Consider the following 19,459-nt stretch of genomic DNA (forward strand, 5'->3'; position numbering starts at 1 on the left):
CCCCCTCTCCTCTTTCCCTTCAGGAACCTGAATGAGTCCGCTCAAGACCTTCATTTCCCGGCCCATCTTCACCGCCATGCTGATGCTGGCGGTGGTGGTGTTCGGCCTCTTCGCCTATCCAAAAATCGGCGTGGACCAGTTCCCCGACGTCGACTTCCCCGTCGTCACCGTGACGACCGTGCTCCCGGGCGCGGACCCGGAGTCCATGGAGAAGAACGTCTCCGACCCGCTGGAGGAGGCGCTCAACACGCTCAACGGCGTGGACACGCTCAAGTCCATCAACGTCGAAAGCGTTTCGCAGATCGTCGTGCAGTTCAAGCTGTCCACCAAGGTGGACGTCGCGGCGCAGGACGTGCGCGACCGCGTGCAGGCCACGCTGAGCAAGCTGCCGGACGAGGTGGAGACCCCCGTCGTCGAGAAGTTCGACATCGGCGCGGCCCCCATCATCACGCTGGCGCTCGCGGGCGCCATGCCGGTGGAGGAGCTGACGCGCGTCGCGGATGACGTGGTGAAGCCGGCCCTCCAGCGCCAGCCGGGCGTGGGCAGCATCGACATCGTCGGTGGCCGCGAGCGGGAGATCCAGCTCGTGGTGGACCCGCAGCGGCTGCGCGGCTTCGGTCTGGCCATCAGCGACGTCAGCCAGGCGCTCAAGGCCCAGAGCCTGGACGTGCCGGGTGGCCGCAGCATGGACAGCGGCCGTGAGCGCATCGTGCGCCTGACCTCCGAAGCGAAGAGCGTGGAGGAGATCCGCAACATCATCATCACCAGCACGGCCGGGTCGCCGGTGCGCGTGCGTGACGTGGCGGAGGTCGTGGACGGCCCCGCGGAGCAGCGCTCCGGCGCGAAGAGCGGCGAGCGCAGCGCGGTGGCGCTCGTGGTGCGCAAGCAGTCCGGCTCCAACACGGTGCAGGTGGCGGACCTGGTGCAGGAGTCGCTGGGGGAGATCAACAAGTCGCTGCCCGCCGGCATCCAGGTGGAGACGGTGACGGACAACGCGCGGTTCATCCGCTCGTCCATCCACGCGGTGCAGGAGGACCTCATCCTGGGCGGCGTGCTCGCGGTCCTCATCGTGCTGGTGTTCCTGCGCAACCTGCGCTCCACCATCGTGGCGGCCATCGCGCTGCCGGTGTCCGTGGTGGGTACGTTCGCGGTGATGGCGGCGCTGGGCTTCACCTTCAACATGATCACGATGCTCGCGCTGACCCTGTCCATCGGTCTGCTCATCGACGATGCCATCGTGGTCATCGAGAACATCGTCCGTCACATGGAAGAGGGCGCCACGCCCATGCAGGCCGCGCTGGAGGGCGCCGGACAGATTGCCCTCGCGGTGCTCGCGGTGACGCTGGCCATCGTGGCGGTGTTCATCCCGGTGGCCTTCATGGACGGCATGATCGGCAAGTTCTTCTACCAGTTCGGTGTCACGGTGGCGGTGGCGACGCTCATCTCCTACGTGGTGTCCATGACGCTCACGCCCATGCTGTCCTCGCGCCTGCTGCGTGAGCACGGGCACCCGACGGGCATCTCCGCGGCGGTGGAGAAGGTGCTGGTGGGCATGGAGAACGGCTACCGCAAGATGCTGGGTGGCATCCTCCGGCACCGGCTCATCACGATGATCGTCGCGGTGGGCGTGCTCTTCCTCACCTTCGGGATGATGCGGTTCCTCAAGTTCACGTTCATCCCCGAGCAGGACAACGGCAACATCAAGCTCACGGTGGAGCTGCCCATCGGGTCCACCATCCAGGAGACCCAGACGCAGCTGGACACCTTCGCGTCCCAGGTCCGGGCGCTGCCGGGCATCGCGTCCACGTTCACCACGGCGGGCGGCGGCGTGCAGGAGGAGGTCCACAAGGGCGAGGTGCTCATCAACCTGAAGCCGGTGAAGGACCGCGCCTTCAAGCAGAGCGAGCTGAAGGCCTACCTGCGCCAGAACATCCACGCGCCCAAGGGCGTCACCGTGGCGGTGCAGGACGTGGCCGCGGTGTCCGGTGGTGGCGCGCGCTCGCAGCAGGTGCAGTTCAACCTGCGCGGCGACAACTGGAAGGAGCTGACCGAGTCCGCGGAGAAGATGCGCCAGGCGATGCTCAAGAACCCGGGCCTCACCGACGTGGACATGACGTACCGCTCCGGCAAGCCGCAGTACGACGTGCAGGTGGACCGCGACCGCGCGGCCCTCCTGGGCGTCCCGGCCGCGTCCCTGGGCGCCACGCTGCGCGCCTACCTGGGCCGCGACAAGGTGCTGGACTACCGCGAGGGCGGTGACACCTACGAGGTGAAGCTGCGCCTGCCTCCGGAGACGCTGGCCTCCGCGGACGCGCTCGGCCAGCTGGCCGTGCGCGCCCCCACGGGGCAGCTGGTGGAGCTGCGCAACCTGGCGCGCATCGTCCCGGCGGAGGGCCCGGTGCAGATCGACCGGCAGGCCCAGAAGCGGCAGGTCACCATGCTGGCGAACCTGAAGGAGGGCTACGCGCTGTCCGACGCCATCACCTACATGCAGGGCTACGCGGCGAAGGAGCTGCCCAAGAGCGTCACGGGCGAGCTGGAAGGCAACGCGAAGGAGCTGGGCAAGTCGGTGGCCGCGTTCGGCACGGCGCTGCTGCTGGGCATCATCCTCATCTACATGATCCTCGCGGCCCAGTTCGAGAGCCTCATCCACCCGTTCACGATCATGCTGTCCTTGCCCTTCGCGTTCATCGGGGCCATTGGCGGCCTGCTCATCACCGGCCAGTACATGTCCATGTTCGCCCTCATCGGCGTCATCATGCTCATGGGTCTGGTGGTGAAGAACGGCATCCTCCTGGTGGACTTCACGCTGCAGGTCCGTGAGAAGGGCCGCACGGCGCACGAGGCGCTCCTCGAGGCCGCCCCGGTCCGTCTGCGCCCCATCCTCATGACGACCATCGCGATGATCGCCGGCATGATCCCGGTGGCGCTGGCGAAGGGCGACGGCGCGGAGACGCGCGCGCCCATGGCCATCACCATCATCGGCGGCCTCATCACCTCCACGTTCCTCACGCTGGGCGTGGTGCCGGTGGTGTACTCGCTGATGGATCAGCTGGCCGCGCGCTTCAAGCGCAACAAGGGCAGCGACGCGGGCTTCGCGGGTGGCTCTGGCACGGCGCATGGCCCGGGCAACGAGGACCGCGAGCGGGAAGCCGCCGCGGCCGCCGCGGCGCGGGTGGAGACGGCTTGATGCGTCGCCCCACCTCCATCACCTCCCCCTCGGAGTCCGAAGCGCGCTCCGAGGGGAAGGATGAGGCCGTCGAAGAAAAGGCCGCGATGGAGCGCCTGCTCCAGGAAGGGGACCAGTCCACGCCGGACTCACGCCGCTTCATGGGGCTCATCCGGGAGCTGGCCCACTTCCGCTCCCTGAGGGACCCGCTGGCGAGCCTCTGCGACGACATGCGGCTGACCCCCACCCAGGTGCACGCGCTCGGGTGGCTGGGCATGGACGGCCCCATCCAGGTCGGGGTGCTGGCCCAGCGCATCGGCATCACCAAGAAGACCATCACCGGCGTGGTGGACCGCTTGGAGGACATGGGCATGGTGGAGCGCGGCCGGGACGCGGAGGACCGCCGCGCCGTCACCGCGAAGCTCACCGAGCGGGGCTGTGAAATCTACCGCGTCATCCAGCTGATGACGGACGCAGGCATCCGTCGCCTGATGGGCCTGCTCCCCGAGGACGACCGCGAGGCGCTGTTCGGCATCATCGAGCGGATGCTCGCCCGCATGAAGGCCGGCGCCCCGCCGCGCTGAAGGGCACGGCAGGTGCGTGGAGGGGCGCGGGCTGCGACACTGCCCGCGCCCATGCTCCCCTCCTTCGTGGCCCTGCTCGGGCTTGGCCTGAGCGCCGCTCCCCCACCCTCCCCCGCTTCCGCGGTGCTCCACGCGCAGTGCCGCACGCACGCGGCGGACCCTGCCCGTCCCTGGGCGCTCGCGCACGGCATGGACCTGGATGGGAGGGCCTTCCGCGCTCGGGACGGCCGCCCGGCCTCGGACGCCATCGTCGCGGGCTTCCTGCGCCGCGACGCCCCGGACGCGGGGGCCACGGCCCGCTACTTCTTCGACGCCTTCACCCCGGACGGCACGCCCGTGGAGCCGCACCCGGCGCTCCAGGTGAAGACCTTCCTGCTCGCGGGATACCCGCGCTCGCATGCCTTCCCCACGGCATGGGGCAAGGTGACGCTGCGCGAGCTGGTGGCGTCGCTCCAGCACGACTTCCGTCCCGCGCTCGCCGCCTCGCCGGATGGGGCGTGGGCGCTGGACGCGCTGTCGCACGTGCTGGAGCCCGGGGGCTCGTTCGTCAACGGCGCGGGAGAGACGGTGCGCATCGACGCGGTCATGGACGCCGCGCTCGCCGCGCTGGAGGCCGCGAACGCGGAGCTGACCCGGGGCATGAAGGCGGGCCTCCCCCAGGTGCCCAAGAACAAGCAGGGCATCTACGCGCACCCGTGTGGCGGGCTCCACTTCTTCCAGGCCGTCGCGGGCTGGGCGCGCTTCCCCGCCGTGCGCAAGGCGTGGGGCTCCCGGCTGGACGCGCAGGTGGACGTGCTGGTGTACCGGCTGGGTTCGGAGACGCGGCAGTACGAGGCCGCGCTCACCGCCGCGCCCGCGTACCGCGTACCGGTGCTGGTGCAGATGGTGAAGTTCTACGGCCACTTCCTGGAGGCGCTGGGGCGCTACCGGGACGAGACGGGCTGGAAGCCCACGCCCGCGCAGGCCCGCGCGGTGGAGGGGGCGCGCGCCGCGCTGGAGAGCGCCACGCTCCGGCTGGAGGCCACCGGCGCATTCCGCGACACGGAAGGCCTGGCCCGGACGCAGCCCCAGCTCGCCCTGGACCTGGTGGGCGATGCGTGCCACGCGGCGCGCGGCTGGGACCTGTGGGCCTCCGCGAAGGCCCGGTGAGTCACGGGCGTCGGCCCGAGCGTCAGCCCGAGCTTCAGGGCCCGTCCTGACGCTGTCCGCCCGGCCGCAGGCGCTGGAGGCCCGCGGAGAGGGCGGCCTTCCCGGAGGCCATCCACCGGCGGCCCCGCTGCCGCGCGACCATCACCGAGCCCAGCACGAGCCGCTGGGCGCGCATCTGGAGCAGGTCCGCGCGCAGCTCCATGGGCGTCACGGTGCGGATGCGGCCCTGCTCGTAGGCCTCCGTGATGGCGCGGCGCTGGAGCTTGCCGCTGCTCGTCTTCTGGAGCTGGCCGTAGCGGATGAAGAGGACGTCCTCCTGCGCGAGCGTCACGCCCACCGTCTCCAGCACCGACTGGCAGACCTGCTTGCGGCTTTCGGTCAGGCGCTCCAGCGCGGACGGGTGGTTCACCTCCGCCAGCACCACGAGGCGGCCCTTCACCTGGATGACGGCGGTGCGGCCCGGCCGGATGAAGGCCAGCCGCTCCACGGCCTGCTCGAAGTCCGCGGAGAAGAAGCTCTGGCCGTTGACCTTGATGCGGTCGTTGATCCGCCCGGTGATGAAGAGCTCGCCGCCCTTCTGGAAGCCCAGGTCGCCCGTGGCGTAGAAGCCCTCCGCGCCGCGCAGGGGCCGGTCGTCCAGGAAGTACGACGGCGCCAGGCTGCCGCCGCGCAGCTCGATTTCGCCCATCTCCCCCTCGCCGCACAGCCGGCCGTCCTCCGTGCGCAGCCGCACCTCGAACTCCGTCAGCGGCTGGCCCACGGAGATGGCGGGCTGGCCGTTGGGCGCGGTGATGACGCGCACCGTCTGACCCGGCGGCACGCTCGCGACCATCAGCACCGTCTCCGCCATGCCGTAGCAGGGCATGAACACGTCGCGCCGCAGACCGCACGGGGCGAGGATCTCCAGGAACTGCTCCAGGTTGGGGATGTTGATGGGCTCGCTGCCCAGGTAGATGCTGCGCACGCGCGACAGGTCCAGCCGCTTCAGGTCGTCCGCGTCCGCCGACTTGAGCGACTTCAGCGCGTAGTCGATGGCGAAGTTGGGGATGACGGAGCCCATCACCTTCTCGGTGGAGATGAGCTCCAGCCAGCCCAGCGGATCCATCAGGAACGAGGCGGGCTGCGACAGCAGCAGGTCGTTGCCCACCGCGAGGCAGGTGAGCAGCCCGCCGATGAGCCCCATGTCGTGGTACAGCGGCAGCCAGCTCGTCACCCGGTCCTCGGACGTACGGCCGTCGTGCCGGGTGATCATCCGCAGGTTCGCGGCCAGGTTCTCCTGGGTGATGGGCACGCCCTTGGGGAACGACGTGGACCCCGACGAGAACTGCACGAACGCCAGCTCTCCGGGCGCCACCTCGCGCAGCTTCACGCCCGAGCGCTTCGCCCCCGCGGGCGGCAGCGGCAGCCGCTCCAGGGGCAGCTCCAGCCCGGCCAGGCTCGGCGCGTCCAGCACGAGCGAGGCGCCGTAGCGCTCCCGGATGCGCGCGAGGAAGTCCCGGTAGGGCCCCTTCGGCGTGCTCAGGATGTACGGCTTCACGGACAGGGGCACCGCGCCCAGCTCCATCAGCCCCAGGAACGCGAAGATGACGGGCGCGGACGTTTCAAAGGGCAGCACCACGCGCGTGCCCGGCGTGATGCCGCGCGCGCGGAAGTGCTCCGCCGCCCCGGCCACCCGGGAGGCGAACTCCCGGTAGGGCAAGAACTCAGGCGGCCCGACGAAGTCGTCGTAGAGAAACAGGCCGCGTCGCGGATCCACCGCCTCCAGCCGCTGGATGATGTCGAGCATGCAGACCTCCCCTCCTCGTGTTCTTCAGTGCGCGGGCGCCGTCTGGCGCATCCACGCGAGTACGCGGGGCAACACCTCGGCGCGGGCGCGCTCTCCGCGCACCACGTCGAAGTGGCCCGCCTCCCAGCTCAGCCCCTGCGCTCGGCCCAGGACGGCCAGCTCCTTGCGAGCGCTGCCCAGGTGGGCCACCAGCTTCTGCGCGCGCGAGGGGGACGCATGGAACACGTCCGCCGCGCCCACGCCCGCGAACACCGGCAGCGTCACCTGGCCCAGCGCGCTCCAGTAGTCCGTCGCGCCGTCCGCGCTGCGGAACGCGCCCGTGGGCGCCCAGTCCGTGAACTGCCGCATCACGCCCGCGGGTTCGTCCCAGGGCCCCTGCTTCAGCGCCTTCGCCGGGAAGCGCCCCAGCACTCCCGCCACCGCGGAGGAGATGCCCAGCTGGAAGCGCTTCTTGAACCCGCCATCGCTGTAGTCGTTCACCGCCGAGGACAGCGTGCACACGCCGGACAGCGACGCCTGGAGCGACGGGTCCACCCCCAGCGCCGCCAGCGCCGCGTAGCCCGCCATGCTGTGGGCCAGGAGGAACAGCGGCCCGGTGTGGCGCGCGCGCACGGCCCGCACCAGGTCCGGGATGTCGTGGCGCACGTACGTGTCGAAGCTCCAGTCATACGCGCGCTTCGCGGGCCAGCGGCTCTTGCCATGGCCGCGCAGGGACACGACATACGCCACGCAGCCCTCGTCCACGAAGTAGCGCGCGGGCCCATCGCCCTGCCCGCCCAGGAAGAAGCGGCCGTCGGAGAACAGGCCCGGGACGAAGAGGATGCCCGGCGCGGTCGCGGGCGTCGCGGACGTGCGCGCCTCCACGACGTGCAGCGCGTGCGCCTGGGACGTGGGGACCCAGAGCTCCTGCGAGGCGAACTCCGGCTTCGCGTTCGTGCTCATGGGAGAGGCTCCTGGGCGGAGGTGGCCGCCGGGACGCGCGCGCCGTCCAGGAACTGCTGCAGCGACGCGAGCGACCGGGCCCGCGCGTCCAGGAAGGCCACGCTCACCAGGGCCTCCACCGCCAGCGGCCCGTCCGCCGCCAGGAACACGCGCTGCCGGAACCGGGCGCGGTAGTTGAGGCCGTCCGCCTCCAGCTCGTCCGCGGCGGGCGACTCCAGCTCCGTGTGCACCACCACGTCGCCCGGGGGAATCTCCCGGCGGTAGTCCACCTCCACGCGCGACACCACTGCCACCACCGGACCGCCGCGCGTCAGCCCCTGCCGCTCCAGCCAGGCCCAGCGGCCGGCCTCCAGGTACTCCAGCGTGGTGGCGTTGTTCACGTGCCCCAGGACGTCCAGGTCGTTGGGACGCACGCGCAACGTGAGGGAGGACTCTTCGAAGTGCACGGGGAGATGTCCTTCTGGCTGCCGGGGGGGTGGCAGCGACTTCAGGGGGACGGAGCGCGCGTCACGAGGACCACGGTCGAGACGAACCCTCCGCTATGCGACAGCGATACAGCGACCTGCAGGCCCTCGCGCGCCACGTGCGCCGCGAGCGTGCCGTGGAACCGGAAGCGCGGCGCGTGCCGCGCGTCGTGGACGAGCTCGGCGTCGGTCCAGAACCAGCCGTCCACGGCGGGCAGCGCCTTGAAGAGGGCCTCCTTCGCGCTGAAGCCCGCCGCCAGGCTCTGCTCCGGGTTCGCCGCGCGCTCGAAGTGGGCGAGCTCCGCGGCGGTGAAGAAGACGTCCGGCTCCCGCAGGGCCCGTGCGGCCTCCAGCTCCGTGATGGACTGGAGGTCGTGGCCCAGGCCCATCAGCACCCGACGAGGTCCATCCAGGTGTCCTCCACCTCCTCGCGCGACGTCACCGTGATGCCGGTGATGCGCTTGAGGGCGTGGAAGATGAGCTGCTCCTTCTTGCGCAGCGCGTCCGGCGCGTAGAAGCCCTCGCGGTGCTCCAGCTGATCCCACCAGTTGACGTGGGTGTCGCGGGATTCCACGCGCTCGCGCTTGCTGCCGTGCACCTCGCCGCCGTCGCGCAGGAACAGGTGCGCCACCGCGAACGCCTCCTTCGCCTTGTACGCGCCGCTGTCCACCAGCGCCTTCGCGAAGGCGATGAAGTAGGTCATGTGCTGCACCTCGTCCGCGGCCACCTGCTTGAACAGCGCCCGCAGGCCCGGGTCCTGGACCATCTGCGAGCACTGGCCGTAGTCCACCGCCGCCACCACCTCGGAGATGGCCAGCAGCGTGAGCGTGCGCAGCATGTCGTCGTCGGGGAACACCTTGCGGAACTCGATGAAGGTGGCGTCGGAGACGGGCTCCAGCCGCAGCACCGTGGACAGGCGGTTGAACGCCGTCTCGTGGTGCGCCTCCTCCTCGTTCCAGTACCGGCTCCACGTGCCACACGCCTGCATGATGGCGGCGACCGTGGGGTTCGTCTCCTGCCACCGGCGGCACTCCAGGTCCGCCAGCCGCTCCAGCCGGTCCGCGCCCGGCTTCGTCGTCAGCTCCGCGCGCCCCGCGTTCCACACCAGGTGCCGGTCGGCTTCACCGATCTGCGTGAAGTCCACCTGGGAGAGCAGCTCCACCACGCTCCAGCGCCGCGACTCGTGCAGCCGCTGCTGCTCCCAGGTGACGTCCACCAGCGACAGGCCGCGCTGCGTGAAGGCTTCGTACAGCTCCAACTGGATGGCCGGGCGGCTTTCGGACGGCGGGAGGGGGGACGAGGCGACGGTCGCTTCTTCGTGCTCGAGGCTTCGCGCCAGGACGCTCATGCCGACTTTCGCTCCGGGTTCGTGACTTCGCCCATGAATACCGCCAGGACCTTCGACACGGGGGTATCCAGGGACAATGCGGGCAGCCGCACCCGCAGTCCAAAGTCCTTGCGCAGCCCGTTGGACGTGCGGGCAAAGGCCTCCATCAAGTCCACGCTGTTGGTCATCCGCTCGGAGCGTGTAATCAGCGCCGAGAGGCTCAGGTCCTCGGAGAAAAGCTCTGCCTCCGTGAGACCCACGTTTTCTGCGAACTTCCTTCGGATGTAGGACTCGAGCTCCTGCGCGTCGGGCACGGGGGACCTTCCTTCCCAGGGCTTGAAAGTCGATTTTCCAGTCAGAAAACAGGAAAGATCTAACTGTGGCCCCAGAGCTGTCAATCAGCAACGGGTCACTTCGGATCCGCGTACGAACCCGCCTTCACGGGTCGTATCACGCGGTACTCATGCAATCAGGCGCGAGATTTCCTCGGCCGTGAAACCCGCGTCTTCCAGGATGACACGCGAGTGCTGGCCCAGCGTGGGCGGTGGACGCAGTGCGACGTCGCCCATGCGCAGCGGCGTGAGCAGGTGCGTAACGCGCATGCCGCGCTGCGCATCATCCACTTCCACGAAGAGGCCGCGCGCGCGCAGCTGCGGATCCGCCAGCACCTCGTCACCCTCCGCCACCGGCTCCACGCAGAACTCCGCGCCGGAGAGCTGCTCGCGCCAGTGCGCCAGGGGCTGGCCCGCGAAGACGCGGGTGAGCTCCGCCTTCACGCGCGCGCTGGCTTCACCGCCGGTGTACGCGTCGTCCATGAGCTCCGGGCGGCCCAGCTTCGCGCAGAGCGCGCCGAAGAATTTGGGCTCCAGCGCGCCCACCGCGAGCCAGCGGTCGTCCGCGGTGCGGTACAGGCCGTAGCTGGGATAGCCGCCGTTGAGCGGCTCGCTTCCGCGCTGGAGCGGCGCGCCCTCCTTCCCCATGAACAGGCGCGAGGCCAGGTGCAGGTGGAGGAACGCCAGCGCGCCGTCCGTCATGGACACGTCCACGAAGCGGCCCACGCCGGTGCGCTCGCGCTCGTAGAGCGCGGCCAGGATGCCCACCAGCGCGAAGAGGCTCCCCCCGCCGATGTCCGCCATCTGCACGCCCGGGAACGCGGGCGCGCCGCCGGCCTCGCCGCCGTAGCCCAGCAGGCCCGCGCGGGCCACGTAGTTGAGGTCATGCCCGGCCTTGAGCCGGTCCGGCCCCGTCTGGCCGTAGCCGGAGATGGCGCAGTAGATGAGCCGCGGGTTGCGCTGGCGCAGCACCGCTTCGCCCACGCCCAGCTTGTCCATGACGCCGGGGCGGAAGCTCTCCACCAGCACGTCGTAGCGGGACACCAGGCGCAAGAGCGCGTCGCGGCCCTCCGGCGTCTTGAGGTTCAGCGTGAGCGAGCGCTTGTTGCGATGCAGCCCGTAGTAGAGCGCACCCTCGCCGTCGCGGTGCGGCGGCATGTGGCGGGTGGCGTCCCCCACGTCCGGATCCTCCACGGTGTCCACCGTGGCGCCCAGGTCCGCCAGCACCAGCGTCGCGTACGGGCCAGGCAGCAGGCGCGACAGGTCCAGCACTCGCAGGCCGGCGAGGGGGGAAGACGGCTCAGGCATGAAAGGGGGCTCCAGGGGGAGGTGGAGACATGCGGACGGCGCGTCCCCTCGAGGGTGACGCGCCGTCGGTACGACACGATACGGAGAGGCTCAGCCCAGCAGCTTCGCCAGCTTCATGGCGAGGCCCATGTCCATGGGCTTGAACTTGAGCTTGCCCTGCATGGCGGCCATCTGCGCGTTGAGCTTCTTCTCCGTGATCTTCACGAAGTCGTCGTTGCTGACGGAGACCGTCATCTTCGACGCGCCGTTGATGCCCTCGGACACCCAGCCCTCGGACTTGGTGGTGTCCAGCGTCCACTTGCCGCCGCCCTCACCCGAGACGTCGAAGTGGATGACGGCGTTGATCTCCTTCGCCAGCTCAGGCTTGGCCTGCAGCCGGTTGGGGATCTCCGTCTCGATGATTTCCTTCGCGGTCGCCATGACTCGCTCCTTTGATCAGCGTTGATTGGTGAATCAAGCCTGCGCGGACCGTAATGGCGCCCCACCGTCGGGTCAAGCACGGCCCTGTGCGGCGTCCTCAGACGCGCGAGGTGTCCACCGGGGGGCTGAGTGACTGTCGCACCATCGACAGCAGGTCGTTGAGCTCGAAGGGCTTGGCCAGGTGGCCCATGGCGCCAATGTCCTTCGCCTTGCTGCCGACGTTGCGGTCCGCGCTGAGGACGATGATGGGGATGCCCGCGAAGGCCGGCTTCTGGCGCATGCGCTGGGCGAACTCCCAGCCGTCCATCACCGGCATCATCAGGTCCAACAGGATGAGGTGGGGAGGGTCCGGCTCCAGGCGCTCCAGGGCCTCCTTGCCGTTGCGGGCCCGGCGGATCTCGAAGCCCTCGGCTTCGAGGATCTCCGACAGGGCCTCCAGGATGTCGGGATCATCGTCCACGACCAGAACCACGGGTGCGCCAGTGTGCTGTGCGTTGAGCGAGGTCAGAGGTGTCTCCTCGATACCGCTACCAAGGGGGGATCATCCACCATCAGCGGCCCTCCTGGCGCAAGAAATTAAGGGCGTTCTCCCCAGAGCGGGAGCCCGTTGCAAAACCGACAGTCACTGCCCACCCTTCCGGTGATTCGTGGCACGGGCAGGGGAGGTCCGCGTGACGTGGATGGGGGAGACACCTGGGAGCAACGAGGCGGCGCCGGGGCTCGCGCTGCTGCCCCGCCAGGGGACGCCACGCCTGCTCGGTCCCCTGCTGCTGGACTACCTGGGGCTGGAGGCCCTGCCGCCCGCTCCGGGCGTGGCGGGCATTGACGGGCTGATGGCCGCCGCGGGCTTCCGCCGGCGCGAAGGCGAGCGGAACCTGTGGGAGCGCGAGGACCGCACCCTGCTGGTGGGCGAGGAGCCGCTGGAGGACGGCGGACGGCTGGTGTGGGCGCTGCCAGTGCCCTGGAGCGCGGGGCAGGCCACGTCCCAGGCGTCCCTGACGGGCGAGCGCGTGGCGGACCGCGTGCGCTACCTGTCGCTCGCGTCGCATGACCTGCGCGGGTCGCTGGCCAACATCCGCTCGTACGCGGCGCTGCTGCTCAACGGGCGCATCCCGCTGGAGCCCAAGGCGCAGCGCGGGCTGGAGACCATCCTGCGCAACGCGGACCGGGCGCTCTCCTTCGCCCAGGACTTCTTCGACTCCAGCCGCGCGGACCTGGGCGCGCTCGCGTGTGAGCGCGAGCGCCAGCCGCTCCTGCCCATCCTGGACGCCGCGGTGGAGCGCACGCGGGCCGCCGCCTCCGCCGCCAGCGTGGGGCTGGTGCTGGACGAGCTGCCGGAGCTGCCCGACGTGCAGGTGGACGCGGGCCGCATCCAGCACGCGGTGGAGGCCTTCGTGCACCACCTGCTGGGCCGCGCGCAGCCCGGTGAGTCGCTCCACGTGCGCGCCGCGCGGCTGGGACATCAGGTGCGGGTGGAGGTGCGCCGCGACGGCGCGGCCGTTCCGGAAGAGGACATCACCGCCGTCTTCCAGTGCGAGGAGCGCGCCTTCCGCGAGCGCAAGCTGGAGGATCCGCTGCGCGTCTTCCTGGCCCGGCAGGAGGTGGAGGCGCATGGCGGCCAGGTCGGTGCCCAGGCGGACGTGGGCGGCACCACCCTCTTCCTCACGCTGCCGGTGTCATTGGAGGAAGAAGTCGGGCATCCAGCGGGCTGGCAGGCGTGAGTCGCGGAAGCGGGAGTTGCTAGCGCGACCCACCTCCCACCGGTATGCTCCCCCGCGCATTTCGCGAGGAGCGAAGCCATGGGTTTGAAGCTTCCTGAGATTCTTCTGATTTTCGCGGCGCTGCTGCTGCTGTTCGGCGGCTCGCGGTTGCCGCAGCTGGGCTCGTCCCTGGGCAGCGCGCTGCGCAACTTCAAGCGCGGCTTCTCCAGCGACGACGACAAGGACGACGCCAGCGACAAGAAGCCCGGCACGCTGTCCGCGTCCACCAGCGTGGACAAGGACGTCGCCGCCAAGTCGCCCAGCCACCACGCCTGACGCCGTCCGGGTGGGCCCGGGAAGGCCCCGCCCCTGACGGAAGAAAACATCACCGCCGTTCACCCGTGACGCCCGTACCCTGGTCCGCTCTCAAGCGGCCATGGACGGGCGTCGGGCGTTTCAGCCGGACGCGCCCCCCGCGACCTCAAGTCACGGGGGTGCGCCTGGGGCGTGCTTCAGTCCCCGCCGCCCTTGCCGCTGGCGTACATGGCGTCGATGAACTTCATGTACTTCTGGCTGGCCACCTTGCGCTTCACCTTGAGGGTGGGAGTGAGCTCGCCGGACTCCTGCGTGAAGTCCGCCGTCATCACCTGGAACTTCTTGATGGTGGAGTACGGAGGGATCTCCGCGTTCACCTTCTTGAAGATCTCCTCGATGGCGGCGCGGATCTCCGGGCGCTGGGAGTTCTGCTCGTAGCTGCCCACCGGGGCGCCCTTGTCCTCCAGCAGCTTGCGCGCCGGATCCTCCGACACCGTGACGAGCGCGACGAGGTACGGCTGCTTGTCGCCGTACACCATGGCCTGGCTGATGAGCGGGAAGGTCTTGAGCGTGTTCTCGATGTTCTGCGGCGCCACGTTCTTGCCGCCCGCGGTGACGATGATGTCCTTCTTGCGGTCGGTGATGCGCAGGTAGTTGTCGGAGTCCACCTCGCCGATGTCACCGGTGTGGAACCAGCCGTCCGGATCCAGCACCTCCTTGGTGGCCTCCTCGTTCTTGTAGTAGCCCTTCATGACGCAGGGGCCACGCACCAGGATTTCACCGTCGGCGGCGATCTTGATCTCCGTGCCCGGCACCGGCGGGCCCACGGTGCCGATCTTGATCTTCTCCACCCGGTTGGCGTTGCACGGGGCGCTCGTCTCCGTGAGGCCGTAGCCCTCCAGCACCTTGAGGTCGAGCAGGTCGAAGAAGTAGGCGATCTTCCGGGACAGCGGCGCGCCGCCGGAGATGAAGATGCGCATGTTGCCGCCCAGCTTCTCGTCCAGCGTCTTGCGCACCTTGGAGAACACCAGCTTCTTCGCCAGGGAGAACTGGAGCGAGCTGTACTCGCGGCCCTGGCCCTTGGCCTCGGCGTACTCGTCGAAGAGGCCGAAGGCCCACTTGAAGAGCTTGCCCTTCATGCCGGGGGCCGCGGAGCCGTTGGCCACGACGTTGTTGTAGACCTTCTCGAACACGCGCGGCACGGACGGCAGCACCGTGGGGCGCGTCTCCGCCAGGTTCGCCAGCAGCTTGTCCACCGACTCCGCGATGATGAGCCGGAAGCCCATGGACAGCCACGCGGCCTTCACCACCTGGGCGAACACGTGCGCCAGGGGCAGGAACAGCATGACGGAGTCCTCGGGCTTCATCATGCCCATGGCCTGGGTGGCCTTCGCTTCATAGGCCCAGTTGCCGTGGGTGAGGATGACGCCCTTGGGGGCGCCCGTGGTGCCGGAGGTGTAGATGAGCAGGTTGGTGTCGTCCGACTTCACCTGCCCCACGCGCTCGGCGAACGCGGCCTCGGTGGCCTGCGGGTGGCCCTTGCCGGAGGCGACCATGTCCGCCAGCGTCATCTCCTTGTCGCCGGAGATGGGGCCCTCGAAGACGACGATCTTCTGGAGCGCCGGGATGCTCGCCAGCTTGGAGCGCACGCGCGACAGGCGTCCAGCCTGCTTGGCGTCCTTCTCGTCGGAGTCGACGAGCAGCAGCTTCGTCTCCGAGTGGTTCAGGATGTAGTGGCACTCATCCGGCGTGTTGGAGCCGTAGATGGGCACCGTGATGGCCTGGGCCGCGCTGATGGCCAGGTCCGCGATGATCCACTGGAGGCTGGTGTTGGCGAAGATGGCCACCCGGTCCCCGGGTTGGACACCCTGGGCGATGAGGCCCGCCGCCTGCGCCTTCACGTCCTCCAGCACCTGCGCGTACGTGACGTCCTGCCAGCGCCCGTCCTTCTTGTGGGTGACGCCCACCTTGGAGGCGTTCTGGGCCCGCTGAACGAGCAACTGGACGAGGTTCTGCTCCTGCGTCCCGCCCGCCGCGGGAGCCGTCGTGACCTGACTCTCTGCCCTCACTTGAGCTCCTCCTGGATGTCGGCATCCACCTTCTTGGCCCACTGCTGCACGCGCTGCCCCTCCGCGGGGTTGTACGCGGTGCTTCCCTGCTTGACCTTCTCGATGGCCGCGCTCGCTTCCTTCGCCTTGCCGTCCTTCAGAAGCGTCTCGGCAAGGTAGTAGTGCGCGCGCAGCGACTGCGGAAACTTGGCGATGGCCTTCTGGTAGTACTCCACGGACTTGCCCAGGTCGCGCTTCGGCCAGGGCAGTTCGTAGAAGTAACGCCCCTTCACCAGCCAGGGACCGCCGTATTCGTACGTGGGGTCGATCTTCAGCGCGGTGTCCAGGCGCTCATTGAACTTGCCCTCCAGGCCGTCCCCCAGCGCCTTCATGATGCCCACGGCCTGCGAGTACGAACCGATGCCGCAGGCGGCGAAGTAGTAGCCCTCCACGCGCGCGGGCTGGAGCTTCGCGGCCTTGTCCCCGGCCTCCCAGGTCTGCTTGCCCAGGACCATCTTGAGCTTCTTCTCCGTGGCGCCGTCCGCCTGCCACTGGAGGACGCGCGCCTTGCGCCACGCCAGGTCGAAGTCGTCCGGCGCGGCCTTCAGCGCCTCGGACACCTCCTTGTCCAGCGCCTTCACCGACTCAGCGTCGCCACGCTTGGCGTACAACGCGTCGAGTTGGTCGAGCAGCGCGGGATCCGCGGCGTGTGCCGGGACCGCCCAAAGCATCCAAAGGGCAAGCAATTTCAAGCGCATCGAAATGCCTTAGCACGCACGCTCGCCCACCATCAACCGAACGCGCCAGACGCGGCGCGGCAAAAAAGAAGACGGGGCCGGCAAGGTGCGAACACCCCGCCAGACCCCGTCACCGGAGCAACACATCCCGGGCCGCTTCAGGCCGCGTCGGCCGTGGCGGTGTGCTCCTCGTTCTCGTTGAACGCGATGAGGTAGCGCTCCAGGAAGTTCTTCGTCTTGAGCTCCACCTGGCGCACGCGCTCGCGCGACACGCCCCAGCGCTGGCCCAGCTCCTCCAGCGTCAGCGGCTTGTCCTGCGTGAGGCGCTCCTGGAGGATGTCCCAGCCCAGGTCGCCAATGCGCTTGCGCACCTTGGCCAGGGCCTCCTGGATCTCGGTGTCCTGCTCGCGGGAGAGGAAGGTCTCCTGCGGCGAGGGACCGCCGTCCTCGATGCGGTCGAGGAAGGTCGTCTCCCCCTCCTCGTCGATGGTGGCGTCCAGCGAGAAGTCCACCATGCTGCCGCGCTCCGCCTCACCTCCGCGCACCTGGCTGCGGTTGTCCTTCAGGTAGCGGGTGATGTAGGCGCGGATCCACCACACGGCATAGGTGGCGAAGCGCACGTTCTTCTTCGGGTCGAAGTGCTCGATGGCCTTCATCAAGCCCACGTTGCCTTCCTGGATGAGGTCGTCCAGGCGGGCCCCGCGGTTGGCGAACTTCTTCGCCACGGCGACCACGAAAGCGAGGTTGGAGCTGGCGAGCGTCTGTCGGGCGCTCTCGTCACCCTTGCGGGCCTGGCGGGCCAGCTCGTACTCCTGTTCACGCGTGAGCTGCTGGTGCCCGCCCAGGTGACGCAGGTAATGCGAAAGGCCCTCTGCCGCGTACTTCGTCGAGTTGGCCATGATTTCCCGTCCTTCCGTTCGTAACTGCCGGACGCGATGAATCCCCCGACGAACCGCGTCCATCTGTCACTAGGACGCGCAACGACGGAAAGGGTTTCTCATTCCTTCCAAGAAGGGCATTTCGCCCGCTTACCCTTGTCAAAAGCCCGTCACGCACCTGCCCTTCCGGGCCTTTGAGGGCGTGCGACGCGACGGGTGGGACAGCACCTACGTTTCCGGCCACGAAGCTTTCAACGCTTGGCGGCGGGGAAGATTTTCTCGGGGTTGAGCAGGCCTGATGGGTCGAAAAAGGCCTTCAGGCGGCGCTGCAGCTCCAGCAGCGCGGGCGACTGCTCCAGCGCCAGATATTCCCGCTTCGCGTGCCCCACCCCGTGTTCTCCGGTGATGGTGCCGCCCAACTCCACGGTGAGCATCAGCATGCGGCGCAGCGCCTCGTCGACGAGGGGGCGCTGGGCGGGGCCGTCGTAGAGGATGTTGGCGTGCAGGTTGCCGTCCCCGGCGTGGCCATACGTGGCGACGGTGAGCCCCAGCTCTCCGCCCATTTTTTTCAGCCGCTCGATGATTTCGGGAATTTTCGAGCGGGGCACCACGATGTCCTCGGAGATCTTGGCTGGCTTGAGCGCGCGCAGGGCCGGGGAGATCACGCGCCGCGCGGCCCACAGCTTCTCGCGCTGGGACTCGTCCTGGGCCACCAGGGTCTGGGTGGCGCCGTGCCGTTCACAGATGCCCCCCAGCAGCTGGAGCTCCGCGAAGACGCCTTCGGGCGTGTTGCCGTCGACCTCGGCGATGAGGGCGGCGCCCGCGCCCGGGGGGAACTGGAAGCTGCCCCGGTGCACGATGGCCTGGACGGCGACCTCGTCGATGAGCTCCAGGCAGCGCGGCAGGATGCCGGCGGCGAGCACCGCGGAGACGCCCCGCGCCGCCTCCAGCACGGAGGGGAACACCACCAGCGCGGTCATCACCTGGCGGGGCAGCGGAATCAGCTGCACCGTGATTTCGGTGGCCACGCCGAGCGTGCCCTCGGAGCCGACGAACAGCCCCACCAGGTCATAGCCGGCCACGCCCTTGATGGTGCGCCGGCCCACGCGCAGCACCTCGCCATCCGGCATCACCCACTCCAGGCCGATGACGTAGTCGCGCGTGACGCCGTACTTCAGGGCGCGCGGGCCGCCGGCGTTCTCCGCCACGTTGCCGCCCAGGGTGCAGAACTCCCAGGAGTTCGGGTCGGGCGGATAGAAGAGGCCCTGGGCCTCCACGGCCTTCATCAGGTCGCCCGTCACCACGCCGGGCTCCACCACCGCGGTGAGGTCCTCCGTGGAGATGGAGCGGATCCGGTTCATGCGCTCCAGGCTCACCGCCATGCCGCCCTTGAGGGGCAGCGAGCCACCGCTCTTGCCGCTGCGCGCGCCGCAGGGGGTGAAGGGCACGCCGTGCGCCTGGCACGCCTTGAAGATGGCGGACACCTGCGCGGTCGTCTCCGGAAGGAGGACGGCGTCGGGCCGGTAGACGCCGCTGTCGGACTCGTCGCGCGCGTAGGCGTCGAGCGTGTCCGCGTCGCGCTTCACCTGGCCTTCGGACAGCACGCCCGCCAGGGCCTCCAGCACCTCCGCCACGCGCTCGGGCGCCACCCGGTCGAAGCGTTGGGCCGCGGGGTTCATCTTCCCGCCCCCGGCCGCGCCCCCAGGCGGGCCCACAGCTCGCGGCGCAGCGGGCCGTCGCGCCGCAGGCGCCCTTCATAAGCCTCCGCGTGGGTGACGGCGTCGCGCTGGTGGTCGGCCCTCAGCCGCAAGCAGGCCTGCTCCGCCTCCAGGATGCAGGCGGTGGCGGGGCTTCCGAGCACGCGGGCGAGCGAGCGCGCCACCTGCCGGGCCAGGTCCTCCTGGAGGATGAGCCGGTGCGCGAAGGAGTCCACCAGCGCCCCGATGCGCCCGAAGCCCACCACGCGCGAACCCGGCACGTAGGCGACGTGCGCGCGGCCGGTGAAGGGCAGCAGGTGGTGCGGGCACATGGAATGGAAGCGCAGGTCCGTCACCACCACCAGCTCCCCGGAGGAGTCCGCGGGCGCGGGGTAGGTCTTCCCGAGCGCCTCCTCGGGCGTGCGGCCGTAGCCGTCGAGGAAGCCGTTCGCCCACACGTCGGCCACGCGCGTGGGCGTGTCCACCAGGTTCACGTCCTGGAGGTCGAGCCCCGCGGCGGTGAGGAAGTCGCGGACCGCCCGGGCCATGGCGGCGGGATCGGGGCGCACGGCGCGAGGGGCCGGGGCCTTGGCGACAGGAGCG

General features: G+C 69.6%; 19 protein-coding genes. 5 read left to right on the forward strand and 14 right to left on the reverse strand.

The features are described 5' to 3' along the window. The first annotated feature begins 31 nt into the window (after positions 1-31). The 3 genes from AABA78_RS00555 to AABA78_RS00565 are packed head-to-tail and all read left to right on the forward strand — an operon-like array spanning position 32 to position 4,902. Positions 32-3,190: an efflux RND transporter permease subunit gene (locus tag AABA78_RS00555; RefSeq protein WP_338261111.1), complete on the forward strand. Its 3,159-nt coding sequence runs from the start codon at positions 32-34 to the stop codon at positions 3,188-3,190. After that, the gene (locus tag AABA78_RS00560; protein ID WP_171413446.1) at positions 3,190-3,753 is read left to right on the forward strand and encodes a MarR family winged helix-turn-helix transcriptional regulator; all 564 of its coding nucleotides are present in this window, start codon (positions 3,190-3,192) and stop codon (positions 3,751-3,753) included. Before AABA78_RS00555 ends, AABA78_RS00560 begins: the two co-directional genes overlap by 1 nt. 51 nt (positions 3,754-3,804) lie before the next feature. Continuing rightward, positions 3,805-4,902, forward strand: a complete 1,098-nt coding sequence (locus AABA78_RS00565) for a hypothetical protein (protein ID WP_338261112.1) — start codon at positions 3,805-3,807, stop codon at positions 4,900-4,902. 34 nt (positions 4,903-4,936) lie between these two features. Here AABA78_RS00565 and AABA78_RS00570 read toward each other — a convergent pair whose 3' ends face one another. From AABA78_RS00570 to AABA78_RS00610, 9 genes are all read right to left on the reverse strand, one after another. Beyond that, the gene (locus AABA78_RS00570; protein ID WP_338261114.1) at positions 4,937-6,688 is read right to left on the reverse strand and encodes an AMP-binding protein; all 1,752 of its coding nucleotides are present in this window, start codon (positions 6,686-6,688) and stop codon (positions 4,937-4,939) included. A 24-nt stretch (positions 6,689-6,712) separates the two neighbouring features. Further along, positions 6,713-7,630 (reverse strand): serine aminopeptidase domain-containing protein, encoded by a 918-nt coding sequence (locus AABA78_RS00575; protein ID WP_338261115.1) that lies wholly within the window; start codon positions 7,628-7,630, stop codon positions 6,713-6,715. Then, positions 7,627-8,076 carry an acyl-CoA thioesterase gene (locus AABA78_RS00580; protein ID WP_338261117.1) on the reverse strand — a complete coding sequence of 150 codons (450 nt, stop codon included), beginning with the start codon at positions 8,074-8,076 and terminating at the stop codon, positions 7,627-7,629. Before AABA78_RS00580 ends, AABA78_RS00575 begins: the two co-directional genes overlap by 4 nt. 41 nt (positions 8,077-8,117) lie before the next feature. Further along, on the reverse strand, positions 8,118-8,483 hold the full coding sequence (locus AABA78_RS00585) for a holo-ACP synthase (RefSeq protein ID WP_338262355.1): 366 nt from the start codon (positions 8,481-8,483) through the stop codon (positions 8,118-8,120). Beyond that, complete coding sequence (locus tag AABA78_RS00590) at positions 8,483-9,442, reverse strand: ferritin-like domain-containing protein (protein ID WP_338261118.1); 960 nt, start codon at positions 9,440-9,442, stop codon at positions 8,483-8,485. The genes AABA78_RS00585 and AABA78_RS00590 overlap by 1 nt, the downstream gene beginning before the upstream one ends. Then, positions 9,439-9,735 carry a hypothetical protein gene (locus AABA78_RS00595; protein WP_338261120.1) on the reverse strand — a complete coding sequence of 99 codons (297 nt, stop codon included), beginning with the start codon at positions 9,733-9,735 and terminating at the stop codon, positions 9,439-9,441. The genes AABA78_RS00590 and AABA78_RS00595 overlap by 4 nt, the downstream gene beginning before the upstream one ends. Before the next feature lie 147 nt (positions 9,736-9,882). Continuing rightward, positions 9,883-11,061 carry a CaiB/BaiF CoA transferase family protein gene (locus AABA78_RS00600; RefSeq protein WP_338261121.1) on the reverse strand — a complete coding sequence of 393 codons (1,179 nt, stop codon included), beginning with the start codon at positions 11,059-11,061 and terminating at the stop codon, positions 9,883-9,885. 90 nt (positions 11,062-11,151) lie between these two features. Further along, positions 11,152-11,481 carry an SCP2 sterol-binding domain-containing protein gene (locus AABA78_RS00605; protein ID WP_171418861.1) on the reverse strand — a complete coding sequence of 110 codons (330 nt, stop codon included), beginning with the start codon at positions 11,479-11,481 and terminating at the stop codon, positions 11,152-11,154. A gap of 97 nt (positions 11,482-11,578) precedes the next feature. Continuing rightward, positions 11,579-11,953, reverse strand: coding sequence for a response regulator (locus tag AABA78_RS00610; RefSeq protein WP_338261123.1), 375 nt, complete (start codon positions 11,951-11,953; stop codon positions 11,579-11,581). A gap of 208 nt (positions 11,954-12,161) precedes the next feature. Here AABA78_RS00610 and AABA78_RS00615 point away from each other — a divergent pair, with 208 nt between their 5' ends. Both AABA78_RS00615 and AABA78_RS00620 read left to right on the forward strand, forming a co-directional pair. Beyond that, positions 12,162-13,202 (forward strand): sensor histidine kinase, encoded by a 1,041-nt coding sequence (locus AABA78_RS00615; RefSeq protein ID WP_338262356.1) that lies wholly within the window; start codon positions 12,162-12,164, stop codon positions 13,200-13,202. 78 nt (positions 13,203-13,280) lie between these two features. Continuing rightward, positions 13,281-13,517: a twin-arginine translocase TatA/TatE family subunit gene (locus AABA78_RS00620; RefSeq protein ID WP_171418864.1), complete on the forward strand. Its 237-nt coding sequence runs from the start codon at positions 13,281-13,283 to the stop codon at positions 13,515-13,517. A gap of 176 nt (positions 13,518-13,693) precedes the next feature. On the opposite strand, the gene AABA78_RS00625 is transcribed toward AABA78_RS00620, so the two are convergent. The 5 genes from AABA78_RS00625 to folE all read right to left on the reverse strand — a co-directional run bounded on the left by AABA78_RS00625 (position 13,694) and on the right by folE (position 19,404). Next, entirely contained in the window at positions 13,694-15,565 is a 1,872-nt protein-coding gene (locus tag AABA78_RS00625) for an AMP-dependent synthetase/ligase (protein WP_338261125.1), read from the reverse strand. Continuing rightward, a complete protein-coding gene (locus AABA78_RS00630) occupies positions 15,562-16,302 on the reverse strand; it encodes a tetratricopeptide repeat protein (RefSeq protein WP_338261126.1) in 741 nt (246 codons plus the stop codon). The genes AABA78_RS00625 and AABA78_RS00630 overlap by 4 nt, the downstream gene beginning before the upstream one ends. 137 nt (positions 16,303-16,439) lie before the next feature. Continuing rightward, positions 16,440-17,180 carry a sigma-70 family RNA polymerase sigma factor gene (locus AABA78_RS00635; RefSeq protein ID WP_120528004.1) on the reverse strand — a complete coding sequence of 247 codons (741 nt, stop codon included), beginning with the start codon at positions 17,178-17,180 and terminating at the stop codon, positions 16,440-16,442. 230 nt (positions 17,181-17,410) lie between these two features. Further along, positions 17,411-18,838, reverse strand: coding sequence for an FAD-binding oxidoreductase (locus AABA78_RS00640; RefSeq protein WP_338261127.1), 1,428 nt, complete (start codon positions 18,836-18,838; stop codon positions 17,411-17,413). Then, on the reverse strand, positions 18,835-19,404 hold the full coding sequence (gene folE, locus AABA78_RS00645) for a GTP cyclohydrolase I (RefSeq protein WP_338262357.1): 570 nt from the start codon (positions 19,402-19,404) through the stop codon (positions 18,835-18,837). The genes AABA78_RS00640 and folE overlap by 4 nt, the downstream gene beginning before the upstream one ends. Between the last annotated feature and the right edge of the window lie 55 nt (positions 19,405-19,459).

Source organism: Corallococcus caeni (assembly GCF_036245865.1).
In the GTDB taxonomy this organism is placed as follows: Bacteria; Myxococcota; Myxococcia; order Myxococcales; family Myxococcaceae; genus Corallococcus; species Corallococcus caeni.